At 40.1% G+C, this 17,277-nt stretch carries 14 protein-coding genes and 1 tRNA gene; 4 read left to right on the top strand and 11 right to left on the bottom strand.

Annotated elements, in window-relative coordinates:
* Positions 1-29: 29 nt before the first annotated feature.
* The 5 genes from rplK to rplS all read right to left on the bottom strand — a co-directional run bounded on the left by rplK (position 30) and on the right by rplS (position 2,422).
* Positions 30-455, bottom strand: a complete 426-nt coding sequence (rplK, locus tag ACLLO5_RS16565) for a 50S ribosomal protein L11 (RefSeq protein ID WP_190561412.1) — start codon at positions 453-455, stop codon at positions 30-32.
* Positions 456-461: 6 nt separating this feature from the next.
* Positions 462-1,091: a transcription termination/antitermination protein NusG gene (gene nusG, locus ACLLO5_RS16570; protein ID WP_413171599.1), complete on the bottom strand. Its 630-nt coding sequence runs from the start codon at positions 1,089-1,091 to the stop codon at positions 462-464.
* On the bottom strand, positions 1,091-1,312 hold the full coding sequence (secE, locus tag ACLLO5_RS16575; protein WP_104387733.1) for a preprotein translocase subunit SecE: 222 nt from the start codon (positions 1,310-1,312) through the stop codon (positions 1,091-1,093). The genes nusG and secE overlap by 1 nt, the downstream gene beginning before the upstream one ends.
* A 525-nt stretch (positions 1,313-1,837) precedes the next feature.
* Positions 1,838-1,910 (bottom strand) — tRNA-Trp (locus ACLLO5_RS16580).
* A 149-nt stretch (positions 1,911-2,059) separates the two neighbouring features.
* Positions 2,060-2,422: a 50S ribosomal protein L19 gene (gene rplS / locus ACLLO5_RS16585; protein WP_413171600.1), complete on the bottom strand. Its 363-nt coding sequence runs from the start codon at positions 2,420-2,422 to the stop codon at positions 2,060-2,062.
* A 742-nt stretch (positions 2,423-3,164) separates the two neighbouring features.
* Between rplS and ACLLO5_RS16590 the strand changes: the two genes are divergently transcribed.
* Complete coding sequence (locus ACLLO5_RS16590; RefSeq protein WP_413176111.1) at positions 3,165-4,223, top strand: glycosyltransferase; 1,059 nt, start codon at positions 3,165-3,167, stop codon at positions 4,221-4,223.
* A gap of 142 nt (positions 4,224-4,365) precedes the next feature.
* Here the strand turns inward: ACLLO5_RS16590 and ACLLO5_RS16595 are convergent, their stop codons facing one another.
* Both ACLLO5_RS16595 and ACLLO5_RS16600 read right to left on the bottom strand, forming a co-directional pair.
* Positions 4,366-7,584 (bottom strand): efflux RND transporter permease subunit, encoded by a 3,219-nt coding sequence (locus tag ACLLO5_RS16595; RefSeq protein WP_413171601.1) that lies wholly within the window; start codon positions 7,582-7,584, stop codon positions 4,366-4,368.
* Positions 7,585-7,700: 116 nt separating this feature from the next.
* Entirely contained in the window at positions 7,701-9,074 is a 1,374-nt protein-coding gene (locus ACLLO5_RS16600; RefSeq protein WP_413171602.1) for an efflux RND transporter periplasmic adaptor subunit, read from the bottom strand.
* A gap of 518 nt (positions 9,075-9,592) precedes the next feature.
* On the opposite strand from ACLLO5_RS16600, the gene ACLLO5_RS16605 reads away from it, so the two are divergent.
* On the top strand, positions 9,593-10,153 hold the full coding sequence (locus ACLLO5_RS16605) for a phycobiliprotein lyase (protein WP_413171603.1): 561 nt from the start codon (positions 9,593-9,595) through the stop codon (positions 10,151-10,153).
* 276 nt (positions 10,154-10,429) lie between these two features.
* Positions 10,430-10,768: an RNA recognition motif domain-containing protein gene (locus ACLLO5_RS16610; RefSeq protein WP_413171604.1), complete on the top strand. Its 339-nt coding sequence runs from the start codon at positions 10,430-10,432 to the stop codon at positions 10,766-10,768.
* A 592-nt stretch (positions 10,769-11,360) separates the two neighbouring features.
* Here the strand turns inward: ACLLO5_RS16610 and ACLLO5_RS16615 are convergent.
* From ACLLO5_RS16615 to ACLLO5_RS16625, 3 genes are all read right to left on the bottom strand, one after another.
* Positions 11,361-13,085, bottom strand: a complete 1,725-nt coding sequence (locus ACLLO5_RS16615) for a diflavin flavoprotein (RefSeq protein WP_413171605.1) — start codon at positions 13,083-13,085, stop codon at positions 11,361-11,363.
* Positions 13,086-13,157: 72 nt separating this feature from the next.
* Positions 13,158-13,562, bottom strand: coding sequence for an endonuclease domain-containing protein (locus tag ACLLO5_RS16620; protein WP_413171606.1), 405 nt, complete (start codon positions 13,560-13,562; stop codon positions 13,158-13,160).
* Between the two features lie 114 nt (positions 13,563-13,676).
* Positions 13,677-15,425, bottom strand: a complete 1,749-nt coding sequence (locus ACLLO5_RS16625; protein ID WP_413171607.1) for a diflavin flavoprotein — start codon at positions 15,423-15,425, stop codon at positions 13,677-13,679.
* A 162-nt stretch (positions 15,426-15,587) separates the two neighbouring features.
* Here ACLLO5_RS16625 and ACLLO5_RS16630 point away from each other — a divergent pair, with 162 nt between their 5' ends.
* Positions 15,588-16,349 carry a pantothenate kinase gene (locus ACLLO5_RS16630; protein WP_413176112.1) on the top strand — a complete coding sequence of 254 codons (762 nt, stop codon included), beginning with the start codon at positions 15,588-15,590 and terminating at the stop codon, positions 16,347-16,349.
* Between the two features lie 242 nt (positions 16,350-16,591).
* Here the strand turns inward: ACLLO5_RS16630 and ACLLO5_RS16635 are convergent, their stop codons facing one another.
* Positions 16,592-17,065, bottom strand: coding sequence for an NUDIX hydrolase (locus ACLLO5_RS16635; protein ID WP_413171608.1), 474 nt, complete (start codon positions 17,063-17,065; stop codon positions 16,592-16,594).
* Between the last annotated feature and the right edge of the window lie 212 nt (positions 17,066-17,277).

Genomic DNA, 17,277 nt, shown 5'->3' on the forward strand with positions numbered 1-17,277 from the left:
TGTTGCCTATCACCTAATCCTGTCACCTATTAATCTGTGATGGTAACACCCATGTTTTTAGCTGTTCCTGCCACAATATTCATTGCTGCGTCAATGTCGTTAGCGTTGAGGTCAGGAAGTTTGGTTTGGGCGATTTCCTTTAATTGAGCTTTAGTAATGCTCCCAACTTTCTTTTTGTTGGGTTCATTAGAGCCTCTTTCAATTTTCGCTGCCTTGCGAATCAAAACTGATGCTGGGGGCGTTTTGAGTACAAATGTAAAGCTCCGGTCTTCAAAAACCGAAATTTCTACGGGTATCACCATTCCAGCTTGGTCTGCTGTTTTGGCGTTGTACTCTTTGCAGAACATCATGATGTTAACGCCGTGTTGACCCAATGCTGGGCCTACTGGCGGTGCTGGGTTGGCTTTTCCAGCATTCAGGGCCAGTTTAATGACCGCTACTACTTTCTTCGCCATTTGGATTTAGCTCTGTTTTTCTACCTGATTAAATTCCAATTCTACTGGTGTATCTCGTCCAAAAATCGAGAGTAGAGCTTTTAGCTTACTCCGTTCTGGCGAAACTTCAATCACCTCACCTTCAAAGTCCTTAAATGGACCAGAAAGCACCATTATCTTATCACCTGTAGCCATATCAATTTTGACTACTGGCTCTTGTTCACTGGTTTGTTTGAATATACGTTCTACTTCTGAGTTGCTCAGGGGTACTGGCTTAACATGACCCCGACCTTTGCCGGTACCACGTTTTTGCTCTGCGCCCACAAAGTTAATTACATGAGTAGTGTTGCGTACCACCTGCCAGGTGTCGTCATTCAACATCATCCGCACCAGCACATAACCAGGAAAGACTTTCTCTTCCGAGGGTTGGCGTTTACCATCTTTACGGATTTTTACCGTTGGTGTGTGGGGGATTTCCACTTGAATGATTTTGTCAGCAACATCAAAGGTTTGGATGCGCTGCTCTAAGTTTGTCTTCACGCGCTTCTCACACCCAGAGGCTACTTGCACTGCATACCAGCGGGCTTCTTTTATCGCTGCTTCTCGTGCGTCCTCTGACTGTAAAGCATCCCGTGGTTCGTCTGTTGCAGAAGTCATCAGAATACCTGTTTTGCTGCCCAAGCAAACAATCCATCGACCAAATATATCAAAGATGCGGAGAGTGTCACCATTAATAACACAGCTGCTGATTCGCTCACCAACTGTTTCCGACTGGGCCAAACTACTTTTTCAAGTTCTTCTTTTGTTCCTTGGAAGAAATTGTTTAAGCTAAACCCATTTTCGGTTTCTGGCATTTCTGCTTCGTTTTTTTTGGCCACGGTCGTCATACCCCCCGTTTCTTACATAGCTACAGTTCATAATGCCATACCAAAATATGGACATTAGATTTTGTACGGATGATTCATGAATCTTCCCTTCTGAGTAAGGCTTTCGCAATGCTAAACCTTCTCACAGGCGAACTGCTCGCCTATACTATCCCTAATCCTATTTTGGGGGACACTGGGAATACATTTACCCTTATCCTTTATAACTGTTTCTGATCAACCATGTTTTCTTGCTCTTATACATAAGTTTAAGTTTTTTTATAGCGATTAACGCTTCTTTTTTGTAGTAGCGGGACTTTCACCCTTTGGTTTGATAGTCAGTCTTATGTTTGGATGTTGAGGATAAAAGTATTTAATAATTTGAACACCTTGTTATTTTGCACCAAGGTTTACAGCTTTAACCTATCTGATGGAAACAAGAAAGCTGCAAGTAAAAAATAATTAGACCCGAAATAATCAACGCTGTCTGCTATTTTAGCAGATGCGTTTTTGTTTCGGGCTATATTTTTTGCTTTTGAGCGCGCCCTGGAGGACTTGAACCCCCGACATCAGGTTTTGGAGACCTGCGTTCTACCAACTGAACTAAGAGCGCACAAGCTGTCTTTGTTTCAGTGATTGCGCTGAACTTTATTTAGTCTAACACAACTTCTTTGTGATTGTAACTTAATTTTTCACAAAAAGCAAATTAGCGGCAGATGCCGCTTGTAGATTTAAATTCCTCTCCCACTAGGACAGAGTGAATCACAGGGCGCGGTCAAACCGTTGCTTAATCCGGGTGGCCTTACCGACGCGATCGCGCAGATAATATAGTTTAGCGCGTCTTACTCTACCACGACGCAAGACTTTGATGTTGTCAATACGGGGAGAGTGCAACAAAAATACTCGCTCAACGCCAACACCTTGAAACACTCGACGGACGGTGATTGTTTCATTGATTCCACCATTGCGTTTAGCGATTACCACTCCTTCATAGGGTTGGACGCGGAATTTTTCGCCTTCCTTAATTTTTACTCCTACTCTGACTGTATCACCTACATAAATGTCAGGTAGATCGGATTTGATGTGTTCCGCTTCTATGGAACGAATAATTTCTTGAGCGTTCATAATATTTTAATTTTCTGAAAAAAACCCACGATCACCAATCATAAATCCATAACTGCCTGAGAGTCCAGATATTTAAGATTGTTGATTTTTTCCGGTGTGTATAACCAGTTAAAGATTTTTGCTTTCTTCCACTATTAATCTAGTTGCTATGTTACGCATAGAATAGCCTATGTACTAAATAGTATTTAAATATAGCCTCTTGTAAGACACTTAATCTTTATTTAAGTTGCTTTAATATGCTTAATAAAAATAATTTAGAGGAAAGCAAGCTACAGCATGAAAATTAAACGTCCTCTTATAAATTTTTGAAGTGATTGAATTTATTTATACTAAATGTGATTTTAATTGTTATTTTTTTTGGAAAAAAATGTAAAAATGTAAGCATTCATCTGTCAATTGAATTAAATAAAGCTGATTATTTTTAATTTTGTCCAGAGAATTAAATGCAATAACAATCTATTTCTCTAGGAACAGAAAAAATATAATAACGCTGTATATGATAAAGCAGAAATAGAAATTTTCATCACATACAACTTATGAATAGGGCAGATAATGCCTAGTCATTCCTATAAGTTGGAAGTAGTCAAGACTAATGAAAAAATCGTGGATAAAATGCTCATTTTCTTATTAATCTGTCACTTCACTAACATATTACTTGCTTAATGACTTCTATTTAGTTACATTTTTTGCTTTTTAAATTGGTAGAAGTAATTGTAAAAATTTAACACTTGTTTTCAAGATGATGCGAATAATACATATATTGAACCATGTTCAAGAAATTGGAAATGGAATTGTCAACGTAGCTATAGATTTAGCGTGTTTACAGGCCAGGAATGGTGATGAGGTCGCAGTAATATCTGGTGGGGGAGAATATGAAATTTTATTGGATAAATTTGGTGTTAAACACTACAAAATAAACCAAAATCGTCAGCCCATCAATATTCTAAAAGCAGCATTATCTTTTCGGGAAATTATACAAGAATTTCAGCCGGATATTGTTCATGCTCACATGATGACTGGAATAGTTTTAGCTAGTATTTTGAGATTTAGAAACCAGTATGCTTTAGTTTCCACAGTACACAATGAATTTCAACGAGCTAGTTTATTGATGGGGTTGGCAGATAGGGTAATTGCTGTTAGCCAAGCTGTGCAAATTTCGATGATGCAGCGTGGTATACCAGAGAATAAATTAAGGGTAGTACGGAATGGTACTTTAGGAAGTCCCCGCACAAGACAAATCTCAGATTATCAACCTTTAAAATTACAACAACCAGCGATCGCCACCGTAGCAGGTATGTATAAACGTAAAGGTATAAATGAGTTAATTACTGGTTTTGAAAAAATTGCTTTAGACTTTCCCACAGCACATCTTTATTTAGTGGGAGATGGACCCGATAGAGAGATATTTGAAGAACAAGCAAAATCAACCAGTGTATGTAATCGGATTCATTTTGCAGGTTTTCAAACAGAGCCACAACGTTATCTATTAGCTTGTGATATTTTCGTTCTGGCTTCTCATCGTGACCCATGTCCCTTAGTAATTTCCGAAGCGAGGGAAGCTGGTGCTGCTATTATTGCAACAAGAGTAGACGGTATCCCAGAAGCTTTGGACAATGGACAAGCTGGGGTTTTAGTACCAGCTAAAGATAGTCAAGCTTTAGCTGAAGCATTAGTAAATTTATTAAGTAATCCAGATCAGCTGCAAGAGTGGAAATATCGCGCACAGGAAAATTTAGAAAGGTTAAGCGTTGTTCGTGTGCATCAGGAAACTTTAGCAGTATATCAAGAATTAGTTAAGTGAACTACTCCGCCGTAAGAGGGATGGAGTTTCCCAATTCATCGGGAATAGCCTCCAGAACTCCATAGTTCTATTGGACTTACATTCCCTCCAAGGGCAGGGACTCCTGACTCCTGAATTCTTACCTATTTTTTTGTCTGACAAATTATGCTTTCTTGAAATTCTTTTTCCAGATACGGAATTTGATAAATACAGTTTTTGCCCAACGACCACCAATTAAATCGTGCAGCAGAGTATAAAAACAGGGGATAATAAACAGTGTTAGTAGTGTTGCTAAAGACATCCCAAAAAATACTACCACACCCAGTGGTTGAAGAAACTCTGACCCTTCTCCGACTCCCAATGCCAGGGGAAGAATACCTAAAACTGTAGTAGTTGTAGTCATTAAAATGGGACGTAAACGCTGAGGTGCGGCTTTTAAAATGGCGGTGCGACGATCAATTTTTTCTCTTTCCCGAATTTGATTGGCTAATTCCACCATAATAATGGCGTTGTTAACCACAATACCCACTAGCAAAACTGCACCGACAATTACTGTTGCACCAATAGCAGTTTGGGTGATGTAAAGCCCAAAAATTCCCCCGGCTAAAGCTAGAGGAACTGTAAACAGAATTACTAAAGGGTCAACGAGAGAATTGTATTGTACAGCCATCACTACAAATACTAAGAAAATTGCCAAACCTCCCAAAAGTTGCAGCGATTGTTGTAGTTGTTGATTAGATTCTACTGTGGCACTGGGTAAAAGACTTACACCTTCAGGAAAATTGGCGGTTTTGAGAACTTCATCAACTTGATTTAAAGCTGTACTCAGACTTGCTCCTTCTGCCAAATTACCAGCAATTAAGAAGACTTGACGCTGATTAATGCGTTGAATTTCTCCTGGTGCTTGACTTTCTTTAATTGTTGCTACATCACTCAAGCGAATTTGTTGATTACCTTCTATAAATAAAGGTAATCTCTCTAATTGGGAAGTTGTTTGTACTGAAGCTTCATTTAACTCAACTCGTACATCTACTAAACGGTTATTACGTTGCAGTTGGGTCGGTACGCTACCTGTAATGGCGGTCTGAATTGTTTCGCCAATATCTTTAGTATTTAAACCGACATTAGCTACTCGTTCCCAGTCTGGTAAAATCTGGATTTCTGGTTGACGTGCATCTGCATCAGGACGGAATCTAACTGAGGTGACTTTTTCTTCTAAGGTTGCTAATAATTCACGACCTGCTTTTTCTAAAGTGTCTGAGTCATTTCCTTGAAGAATTAAATCAACGTCAGCACCGCGAGTGGGAGAATTATTGAGAATTAAACCCCGCACTTGACCAGGAGTTAAACGCAGACGAATATCTACTAAATTCAGCTTGCTAAATTCTTTAGTGACACGCTCAACATAAGTATCTATATCTGTGTTTGGTTTAAGAGTAATGGTGCTGGAACTACGCAGAGGATTAGCCGTACTGTTGTTACCAAAAAGAAAACCACCAACTGTAGAGAAAACATATTCTGTTTCTGGCTGCTGACGGAGAATATCATCTACAGCTTTCATCACTTTTTGATTAGTTTCCAATGGTGTACCGGGAGGAAATTGAGCAATTAAGCTAACTTGTCCAGTGTTGATGCGAGGAAGAATTTCTTGGCTAAGTTGGGGAGCCATCCACCAACTACTACCACCTAATAAAAAAATAGCGATCGCAATGATTAATAACCTATGCTGTAACACCCAACTCAAATTACGAGAATAACTATGAGTTGCAGCGGCAAATTTACTATTAAACTGTCGCAAAAGCCAAAATTGATCAATTCGGCTAGACCATTTAATGGCAAATAATCGGGAAGCTAACATTGGCACTAAAGTAAGTGCAACCAGCAGCGAAGCTGCGACAGCAAAACTGATAGTCAAAATTAACTCATTAAATAGTAATGATATAAATCCGCCAATGAACAAAAATGGCAATACGGAGATTAAATTGGCAGCAGTTGAGGCAATTAATGAGGATTCTACTTCTTGAGAAGAAGTAATAGCTGTGGCAATCATCCGCTCAGGTGTTAATTTATTTAGACTGGACTTGCCAAAAGTAATCTCTGTATTAACTGCTATATTTTCTAAAATCACCACTGAAGTATCAATTGCTTGCCCAATTCCCAGTGCTAAACCGCCTAAACTAAATACATTTAAAGATAAGTTAAACTGTTTCATCAAAATAATTGCTGCCAGGGTGCAAAGGGGAATTGACAAAGAAATAATGAATGCCTGCCGAAATGAACCCAAAAATAACAATACTGCTACTGCTGCCAATAAAGCTCCAGAAATCGCAGCATTGGTAACATCTGCTAAGGAATTTCGGATAAATTTTGACTCATCTAAAGTAGGGGTGAAAGTTGCTTCGGATGGAATCACACCAGTTTGCTTAAGTTCTGCTAACCTTTTTTTGACTCCATCAACAACATTAACTGTATTAGCATCTGCTTGTTTTTGAATACTGACTTTTACCGCTTCTTGTCCATCGAGTAAAACGTAAACTCGTTGTTTTTCTGAACCGTCAATAACTTGGGCAAAGTCACGCAAATAAACACGATTTTTGATAGGAGAATTAGCTGTAGATACTTCAAAGGAAAGATTATTGATTTCTTCGGCATTTTGAAAACGTCCTACAGTCCGGGTTAATGGTTCAGAATTAGTTCCTAAAATTCTTCCCCCGGAGATATCTTGGTTACGGTTTTGTAGTTCGTTTAACACATCAGTTAAACCGACACCAATAGCCTGAAGACGCTCTAAATCAATATTGACTCTAACTTCTTCCTGGACTCCTCCTGAGACATCTACTACTGCTACACCTGGCACTACACCCAGTTCACGAGCTAATTCTTCTTCAGCAAAGACTCGCAAATCAACATTTTTAAGTGTAGGTGAAGTGAGCGCAAATTCATAAACTGGTAATTGGGAAGGATCGACTTTAAATAAACGGGGTTCTTCTATGGTGTCTGGTAATCTATTTCTGGAACGGTTAAAGGTAGCTGTAGTATCATTCAATGCCTGGTCAATATTTCCTCCTGGTTGAAAATACAAATCTAAACTTACTTGACCTTCACGAGTACGAGAAAAAACTTGAACTACACCTTCTGTTGCCGAAAAGGCTTCTTCTAACGGTTTTGTAACTTCATCAACTGCTACTTCTGGAGAAATTCCTGGTGCTTCTATCCTCACACCAATCCGGGGATAAGTAATAGATGGAAGTAAATCTACGGGTAAACGAATAATGAAAAATACGCCCATGACAATTACAGCCAAGGTCAGCATGAGTGTACCGATATGCTGACGGATAGAAATGGCGCTGATACTAAAGCCGTTGTTATTTGTTATTTGCATCTTTAATTAATGGTGATTGGTGATTGGTGATGGGTAATGGGTGATTGGGAAAAATCTTCTCCCCTGCTCCCCTGCTCCCCTGCTCCCCATCTCTCCTGCTCCCTGCTCCCTGCCTCCTACCTCCTGCCTCCTGCCTTCTGCCTCCTGCCTTCTGACAAAATTGATAACTTGACAACTTCACCATCTTTTAAAGGCTTACTACTGCGAACAACATAACTTTCTCCTGGTTGTAAGCCAGAGAGAATTTCTACATTACCATCAGCTTTTTTCCCTAAAGTTACAGATTGTTCTTTTACTTTGGCTTTACCGTCAGTTTCTTGGACGATAAATACTGTACCTGTGGTGTTTTCTGATTTTGTTTGTTGATCTGTTCCATTAATTGCTGTTTGTGAGACTACGATTCGCTGTGGTGTTTGGGTTGTAAAATTGACTCGTGCTAGTAGTCCGCTACCAATTTTTCCGCCACTATTGGGGATGACTACTTCTATAGGTATTAATCTGGCTGTGCTATCAGCAGTTGGAGAAATACGCGCCACTCTACCAATGATGGTTTGATCTGGGAAGGCATCTAAACGCACTTGTACAGATTGCCCGACCTGTATTTTTGCTAGTTCTAATTCGGAAATTTGGACTACTACTTTAATCCGACTCAAGTCAGCAATTTTTAAGACTTCGCTTCCTGGTTGTAGAAGATTACCCGGTTCTGTGACTTTTTCTGTGACTACGCCTGTGATGGGGGAGATTAAGCGGGAATAGGAACGGCGTTCTTTGGCGGCTTTAACTACTGCTTGCTGGGCGAATACTCTACCTTGGGCGGCGGCTACAGCTTGTTTTTCTGTACGGACTTGTTCAATGGTGGCTTGTAGGGCTTTTTGGACTGTTTGGGCTTTGGTTTTGGCTTGTTGGGCGGCTTGTTCGGAAATTGCTCCCGCTTTGAATAATTGTTGTTGTCTTTGGGAGTCTGCTTGGGCTTGGATGACTTCTAATTTGGCTTTTTCGACTTCTGCTTGAGCATTACTTACTTGTGTCATCGCCCTAGCAACTTCTGATTGACTGGTTGCTAGTTCTGCTTCTGCTTGCTGTGATGCTGTCATCAGTAGAACGTCGTCTAACTGGCTAATAATTTGTCCACGGTTGACTGTATCCCCGACATCTAAATTGAGGGCGATGAGTCTTCCTTCTACTTGCGATCGCACAGAAACTGTCCGATATGGGGTGGTGTTACCGATATAATCCGCTGGTGGACTTAATAAGTTAGTCCGGGCGATCGCTACATCTACAGATGTTTCACTATTACCTCTTTCTCTCCCACCAGGCCGCCTCGATTGGGCTTCGGCTGATTCCTTTGGTGATGAACCACAACTGGCTGTTAGTAATGCCAGTAACAGCATACAGAACATTAATAAACTATGGTTATTTATAACTGGTTTGGTAACTATAAGAGTTGATATTTTCACCTGTTTTTGTGACTTATTTGTGTCCAAAACCATGAATTTTCTCCAATTGGGCAGTATTTGCACTCAAACAGCTTTTTCTTCGCAATTGATCGGGAATAGCTATGAATTACAGCAGAAGACAAGAGTGACGAGTAAATCTCTCTTGCTGTCTAGGATTCAATTTAAATTCTTTATCTCATTGATCTGCTATCTGCTGTAAGTCCTAATAACGATTAAAATTTATCCTTGTTTCAACTATTTATGTATTCCTCATCACTTTTTTTGGCTTATTCCAACTGACAGAATTATCACCATATTCTGTAGTCTCAAAAATTATAAAGTTAGTATAAAGATTATGCCAGCAATAGGTAATAGGTAATTAGTCATGATTTAGCTGCTAAAAAATTAGTTTTTATGGGAAATTTGTCGGTTAAAGAGTTATTTAGACTAGAATTTTTGAAGACTTTGTGTATATATTAAGAATATTAAAGAAATATTGCTTTTGTGATCACCATAGACTATGGACAGAAGTTACTAAAGCAACAATTCACGTTAGGTGAGGAAGGTAACAAGTGACATCACTGCTGAAAATTGTCCAAACTGCCGATGAACAACTGATTGCAGAATTTTTTCAAGCATCTGTAGGACAATGGCGTTCTGAACGGCGCTATTACACCCTGCCGGAAGGGGAAACTAAGGAAATTGTAAGTATTGTTACCATCCAATTTTTGGCACAGGGCGATGTTGAACTACAAAAACTAGCTCAGTTACACGAGTTGTCAGATTTAGGCAGTTTGACTTGTGGTGCAAAAGTCACCTGGGACAGTACCGACTTACACAATGCTAGAAAAGAAGCCGTCGGTATGACAATTTTTGGCGCTTTGGGAAATATTTTGTATCGCGATCGCGGTTTTGCCACCACCAAACCTGTAACGGCTCAATATAATTTCCCCCATCCCCAAACCCTGTGCTTACGAACCGAATACAACAACTCAGTATTTGAGGAAGAAATTAAGCTCATTGGTGATAAATACCGCACCAGACAAAGTATTATTTCCCGTGCTGGGGAACAGCTAATGATTGGTCAATATTTGGAAAAGCGCATTCAAGCCCAAAGTAGTCCGTCAATATAAATATTTAGATAACCCTGCCTCAAGTCCGTCTACATCCGTCAGCTATCAGCTTGAAATACTAGCCAGCACTAATATTTTCAGGGCTGGCAAAATTTTCTATAAAAATTTCGTAAAATCTTCTCCCAAAAACCTGGTTTGTATGTCATCATTAGGGAGAGAATTAATTCGGCGATTAGTGATTTTGTTGTTAGTATTGACAGGCTTTTTACTTGTGGTATTTACAGACTGCTCTCCGAAATCTAAATCTCTACAAACTCGTGATTTTGGAGACATTATATGTCAGTTTACGTAGGCAATCTTTCTTACGAAGTTACACAGGACGCTTTGACACAGGTTTTTGCAGAATACGGTTCTGTAAAGCGTGTTCAAATTCCCACTGACCGGGAAACAGGCCGTGTACGTGGCTTCGCCTTTGTAGAAATGAGTTCTGATGCAGAAGAAACCGCAGCCATTGAAGCCCTTGATGGTGCTGAATGGATGGGTCGTGATTTGAAAGTTAACAAAGCCAAGCCCAAAGAAGACCGTGGTGGCGGTGGTGGTGGTTATGGCGGCGGCGGCGGTGGTCGCGGCGGTTACGGTGGTGGTGGCGGCGGCGGTAGTCGCAATCGCTACTAAGTTTCCCCTAAACAGCTAATTTCCATTAAATAGAAGCAACCCATTCCGACTTCGGGGTGGGTTGCTTTTTAGTGTTTTGGTTTTTCATTTTAAATTTAAAGCTGTAATTCAAATCCTGGTCAAACTTCTTCTCCAGAAAGTAGCGCGGGAAGTTGGACAATTTCTACAGGTTTTCCGAGTCGGTAAATTTCTAAAACCTGGGAGAATTATTAGTTGTCCTGTTGCGGTTAGTTCAAGATTTATGCTCGCAAAGCCACGAATTATGAGAAAAGACAATATGAGGCAGGATAAATTTATGGAGTCTGAGTATAATTTTAATCAAGGTAAAAGGGGTGCGATTGAACCCACACCACCTGGAAAAACAAGGATTACAATTCGTCTAGATGATGAAATACTGACATGATTTCGTGAACAAGTACACCAAGCAGGTGGGGGAAATTACCAAACATTGATTAATGATGCTCTGCTTGAGTATATTCAACAACGCCGTGAACCCTTAGAAGCAACTCTCAGACGAGTATTGCGAGAAGAATTAGAAAGAATGGGAAAATGATTCTGCTGTATATTTAGGTGGGCATTGCCCACCCTATGTTTAATAATAACTCGCGGATTTGCGATGATGCACAGCAGTTACACTATCTTGATTTAACACCTTCCCATCATTAACAGTCGCATAAACCAACCAATGATCACCGGCTTCCATGCGACTTTGGACAGAACACTCCAGGTAAGCTAAAGCACCATTCAGAATCACACCACCATTACTAGATTCTGCTGTATCTAAACCTGCAAATCTATCTTGTCCAGGGGCGTAAACCTTCATAAAATGCTTGCGTATTTCCCGACCTTCTGCCAAGATGTTGACCACAAATTGATTACCAGTGTGGGTCATGTTTTCCATCGCTCTATCTTTAGCTACCGCAATGGTTAAACCAGGAGGACTAAAGCTGGCTTGTGTCACCCAAGATGCTAACATTCCTGTTTTCACTTCCCCTTGAGTAGCGGTGACAACACACAGAGAACCAACAATGCGCCCAACGGCTTGTTCTACATTAGTTGCAGGTTGTTTAGCCACAACTGATCTTTTCGCAGCACGTTTTAGTGCTTGGGCGAAATCTGTTCCTGCTTCTTCACAGGTTTGTAAGGTGACTTCGTTGGGTTTGAACTTGACGCGAATGGTGTCAAAACCAAATCTGTAACCTGCGTCTTTGAGTTTACTTTCTATTAAATCAACTGCTTCTCCACTCCAACCAAAAGAACCGAAAACTCCAGCGAGTTTGTTGTTAGTAGCAGTAGAGAGAACTATTCCTAAAGCTGTTTGTACTGGTGTGGGTGCGTGTCCGCCTAATGTGGGAGAACCGATAACAAAACCTGCGGATTTTTCGATCGCGGTTTTGATTTCTTCGGGGTCAGCAAATTCGCAGTTAATTGACTCAACACTAACACCTGCTTTAGTTATACCACGGGCGATCGCACCAGCCAATGTTGCTGTATTCCCATAAGCAGAAGCATAAATCAAAGTTACGGTCATATCAGCATTGGTTTGTTGCTGAATCCATTCCCGATAAGAATGGGTAAGTTCAATTAAACCATAACGAACTAATGGACCGTGACCAGTGGCGTATAATCTTACTGGTAAACCAGATAATTTATCTAACGCTGTTTCTACTTGTTTGGCGTGGGGAGCCATGAGACAATCGAAATAATAACGCCTATCTTCGTTAAAGACTTCCCAACCTTCATCAAATACTTGATCACCACAAATATGCGCCCCAAATAATTTATCAGAAAATAGTATTTCTGTTTGGGGATCGTAGGTGCAAAGTTCGTCAGCATAGCGGGGATTAGGTGTAGGAATAAATTGCAGATGATGTCCTTTACCTAAATCTAAAGTTTCTTCACCCCGCATTACTAAAATTGGATTCTGATTTTCTAGTGCTTGATTTTCTAATGCTGCTTTTAAATTTATCGCCCCTGGATTTGAACAAACAAAGGTGATTTGTGGGGCAATTTCTAGTAAAGCTTTTAATGTCGCAGCCCGGTTAGGATTAACGTGACCAAGAATTACATAATCAATGGTTTTTACATCAATTCTTTGCTGTAAAGCTGCTAAATAAATTTCGGTAAAAGTTTCGCCTGGTGGATCAATTATGGCGATTTTATCACCTTGAATTAAAAAAGAATTAGCAGTTGTACCTTTAGCAAGAGCATATTCTATTTCAAATCTTAATCTTGTCCAACTGCGCGATCGCAAAATTGTTGTATCTGTCCCAATTGGGAGGATTTGAATATCACGGGGTTTAGTATTTTCTGGCATGATTTTATTTCCTTATTTTCAATAAATTCTTGTCCCCCTCCTCGCTTGCGGGGAGGGGTTAGGGGTGGGGTTTTATTGTAACCACCGCACAATCTCCTCCAAAACACCCTCTATCCTGAACAAAACATCCTCATTTTTAAACCTCAGAACCCGTAAACCCAAAGACTTTAAAAACTCCTGTCGAATAGCATCTTCTACTTTAGTGTAATTGTGAATTTCACCATCCACCTCAATTATTAATTTGATTTCGTGGCAATAAAAGTCAACTATAAATCTATCAATAACCTGCTGACGACGAAACTTAAAACCTAGCAGTTGCTTATTTTTTAATCTTTGCCAAAGTAGCTTTTCTGCTAATGTGGATTCAGTCCGCATCTGTCGGGCTAAAGGTTTAAGTTTTTCCCAGAGTTCTGGTGGGCTTTGCCAAGGTACAGCAACCCCTCCTCCTAAACCTGTGCCGTGATGATCTGGAATCATTTGATATTGACAGTTTGGTTTAATTTATAGAGTTAATCGTTTTCCCATAGCCGTAAAACCCCACCCCCTAACCCCCTCCCCGCAAGCGAGGAGGGGGGACAAGATAGTTTGATTTTAATAGTGATTACCAACCTTCCGGTGGTGAACTGCTGTTAGTGAATCGGGTTTTGATACTCTTCCGGCGTAGACGGTGCTGAATACTGCCCAATGGTCGCCACAGTCCATTCTACTAATTACTTCGCATTCCATGTAGGCGAGAGCATCACCTAAAATAGGCGCACCATTTTCCGCTGGTTGGGTTTTAACTCCTTCAAAACGATCTGCACCAGGAGCGAACCGTTTTAAGAAGTGTTTCATCAATGGTTGATAGTTGCCTTCTTCTAATACATTGAGAACGAAGCGATCGCCTACTTGCATGAGTGATTCAATCGCCCGGTCTTTAGCAACAGCGATGGAAAATCCTAAAGGTTTGAAACTGGCTTGACTTACCCAAGAAGCTAACATGGCGCTGGATACATCGCCTTTTTTGGCGGTGATGATATATAAACCGCCGCTAATTCTCCCCAATGCTTTGTCTAAGTCAGCACCAAGGGATTTCATGGCTTTGATGCTTTTGTCTCTAGTCACCCATTGACCTAAGTCGGTTCCCGCTTCTTCACATTTTTTGTAAATGTTCTCTGTCGGTGTTTCCCGAATTTCAATGACAGGAAAAGCAACATTTAAACCCGCAGCCCGGAATTGATTTAATAGTGGGTAAGTTGGTTCATCATCTCCACCACCGGTTTCAAAAATACCGATCGCTTGTTTTTCTTTTGCAGAACCTAAAACTGTACTTAGGGCAGCTTGAATAGTGGCACTACCAGAAGCAGGAGGCATCCCCACAATTAGCCCCGCACAACGACCTACAAGCTCCCGTAACTCTTGTAAATCGACTGCTCCACCCATATCAACCATTTCTACAGCTACGCCTGTTTTAACGATACCGTTGGTGATTGATTGCGCCAAGCGATCGCTATACCCATACTCAGAAACATAAAATACCCCAACAGCGGTTTCTGCCTTGGTTTGTCCTTGACTCCAATTCCGGTAACGTCCAATTAATTCCTCAACGTTATGGTAGAGTAACGGACCATGACCTGTAGCGACCATTTTGATTGTTTTTAATTCTCCCATCCGCTTCAGGGCAGATAAAACAGAACGGGCATTTGGACCCATCAAGCAGTCGTAATAATATTGAAAATCTTTTTCAATGGCTGCTAAGTTGTCATCAAAGGTACTATTTGAGCAATAGTGCAACCCAAAAGCATCGCAGGTGAAGAGAGTTTGGGTTTTGTGGTCAAAGCTGAAAATAGTGTCAGGCCAGTGTAGATTAGGGGCAATGACAAATTCAAATTCGTGACCATTACCTAAATCCAAGCGATCGCCATTTTTGACAATCCGCCGTTTAAAAGGCCGATGTACCAAATCTTCCAAAAACTGGATTGCCACCTTAGAACCGACTACAGTAATATCAGGAGCCATAGATAGCAAATCTTTCACCAACCCGCTGTGGTCTGGCTCAGTGTGGCTGATAATTAAATAATTTATCTCTTCAGGATTAATTAAAGCCGTGAGTGTATCAAAGTATAGCTGACGGAATTTTTCGTGAGACGTATCAACTAAGGCAGTTTGCTCACCACGGATGAGAAATGAGTTATAAGTTGTACCATTCTGCAAACCAAACTCAATATCAAAGCGATCGCGATCCCAGTCCAAAGACCGAATCGCTGTTGTATCTTCAGCAATCTCTACAGTCTGTATCGTGAGACGTTTTTCCGGGGCTGGGTTTCCCTGTCCTTCAAATTTATCGGTGAGCAATACCATAACTCCCCTCCTTGACAAAATTGAGTATTTATTCCTCTTCCTTTATTGTGACACGGGTTGAATGTTACTTTTTCTTGAAAAACCTATAGCTGACTTAAGAAAATTAAAAGAGTGAAACAGAATACCCACCAAATAACCACAGATAATCTTTGGCTAGGATTAATGATTGGTAATTCCCGCTTACATTGGGCGTTATTTGTTGATAATACCCTCAACTCAACTTGGGACACAGAGCATTTATCAGCATCTGATATGCAACTGTTAGCTAAAACAAATACTCTACCTCTCTCACCATCTTCTACTCGACCTATTTTCCTCTCTTCCAACCTCCCCATCACTCTCGTTTTAGCTTCCGTAGTTCCCACTCAAACAAAACTTTGGCAAACTTACCCAAATGTCCGCTTAATTACCTTAAACCACATCCCCATCAAGGGTATGTATCCCACACTAGGAATTGACCGGGCGCTGGCTTTATATGGTGCCGGTAAAACTTATGGATTTCCTATATTAGTCATTGATGTCGGCACAGCACTAACTTTTACAGGTGTTGATCATCAGCAGCGTTTAATAGGTGGTGCAATTTTACCAGGACTAAGTTTACAATTTAACAGTTTGGGTCAAAATACAGGACAATTACCATCATTAAAAACAAATTCAATCACTTCTCTACCACAACGTTTTGCCCTGAACACAAAAGAAGCAATTCAAAGTGGAGTGATTTATACATTGTTAGCAGGAACTAAAGATTTTATTGAATCTTGGTTGTCTTTATTTCCAGATAGTAAAATAGCAATTACTGGTGGAGATAGTGATTTATTAAAAAGCTATTTCCAGACCTATGATCCCGAAATATCTGCACAATTAATTTCCGAAAAAAATTTAATTTTCTTGGGTATGGAAAAAATCTTATTTGGGAATGGTTAATATAAATACGAACTTTTAATCTTAGTAAAGATATAGCAGGGAACAGATAAGGAATACAGGAATTTTTGTTTGTTCCAAACCTGATGAATCAAATTATGATCAAGAAAACTATCTTCAAATCAAATCTAAGCTGCTTTAAACCAAAATAGGGTTTCACTGTAGCAGCAAAAATGAGTGAAATGACATCACCGTATTTTATCACCAATTACCAGGCTAAACTATATAACTAGCAATTTGGTTGATCATGCCAAAGTCGTTAAACCATGCAAATAATCTTGCAACTGTCGAGCATGGTCATGAGACATCTGTGGTTGAGGTAAAGAACTAGGATTAAAAGCCTTAATTTCCATTACTTCTAAATTATCTTGAACCTTCATTTCTCCTTGGACTTCAGCCTCAACAACAACACAAATAGAATGGATTCTCGGATCACGGTCTGGTGAAGAATAAACTCCCACCAAACGCCGAATTTTTAACACATCCAGTCCGGTTTCTTCCATCAACTCTCGACGCACTGCATGAGGAATATCTTCTCCCCAGTCAACCATACCACCAGGTAAAGACCAGCAACCATCATCTTTCCGACGAATTAACACAATTCGACCATCAGGTAAAATTGGAATCACACTAGTACCAGTAATGGGATGGCGAAAGATAATACCCAAAACCGTTTGTCCAAAGTGCCATAAACTGCGTATGGGCTGAATCACTGGCATAAGAAAATTAATAGTATTCAATATCTAAATTTTTTGGTGTAGTTGGTAATTTCCCACCACTGATATAAACTCAATTAGTAAAATATAAATTGAGTTTTGTTGGATATAGATATAGTGGGATTAGAGCTTTTATTTTAGCGAACATACGTATAATACATCAATTATACTATTTAACTATAAATCATTAACCAGTAAAAATTGATTAGACGTAT

It is taken from the genome of Anabaena azotica SJ-1 (assembly GCF_047275885.1).
GTDB classification, from domain to species: Bacteria; Cyanobacteriota; Cyanobacteriia; order Cyanobacteriales; family Nostocaceae; genus Trichormus_B; species Trichormus_B azotica_A.

Excerpts from the sequence above, each read along its gene's own strand:
- ACLLO5_RS16615 (WP_413171605.1), bottom strand. The coding sequence starts at position 13,085 with ATGCCAGAAAATACTAAACCCCGTGATATTCAAATCCTCCCAATTGGG.
- ACLLO5_RS16595 (WP_413171601.1), bottom strand. The coding sequence starts at position 7,584 with ATGCAAATAACAAATAACAACGGCTTTAGTATCAGCGCCATTTCTATC.
- ACLLO5_RS16610 (WP_413171604.1), top strand. The coding sequence starts at position 10,430 with ATGTCAGTTTACGTAGGCAATCTTTCTTACGAAGTTACACAGGACGCT.
- ACLLO5_RS16630 (WP_413176112.1), top strand. The coding sequence starts at position 15,588 with ATGATTGGTAATTCCCGCTTACATTGGGCGTTATTTGTTGATAATACC.
- ACLLO5_RS16635 (WP_413171608.1), bottom strand. The coding sequence starts at position 17,065 with ATGCCAGTGATTCAGCCCATACGCAGTTTATGGCACTTTGGACAAACG.
- ACLLO5_RS16600 (WP_413171602.1), bottom strand. The coding sequence starts at position 9,074 with ATGGTTTTGGACACAAATAAGTCACAAAAACAGGTGAAAATATCAACT.
- ACLLO5_RS16620 (WP_413171606.1), bottom strand. The coding sequence starts at position 13,562 with ATGATTCCAGATCATCACGGCACAGGTTTAGGAGGAGGGGTTGCTGTA.
- rplK (WP_190561412.1), bottom strand. The coding sequence starts at position 455 with ATGGCGAAGAAAGTAGTAGCGGTCATTAAACTGGCCCTGAATGCTGGA.
- rplS (WP_413171600.1), bottom strand. The coding sequence starts at position 2,422 with ATGAACGCTCAAGAAATTATTCGTTCCATAGAAGCGGAACACATCAAA.
- ACLLO5_RS16625 (WP_413171607.1), bottom strand. The coding sequence starts at position 15,425 with ATGGTATTGCTCACCGATAAATTTGAAGGACAGGGAAACCCAGCCCCG.
- nusG (WP_413171599.1), bottom strand. The coding sequence starts at position 1,091 with ATGACTTCTGCAACAGACGAACCACGGGATGCTTTACAGTCAGAGGAC.
- ACLLO5_RS16590 (WP_413176111.1), top strand. The coding sequence starts at position 3,165 with ATGCGAATAATACATATATTGAACCATGTTCAAGAAATTGGAAATGGA.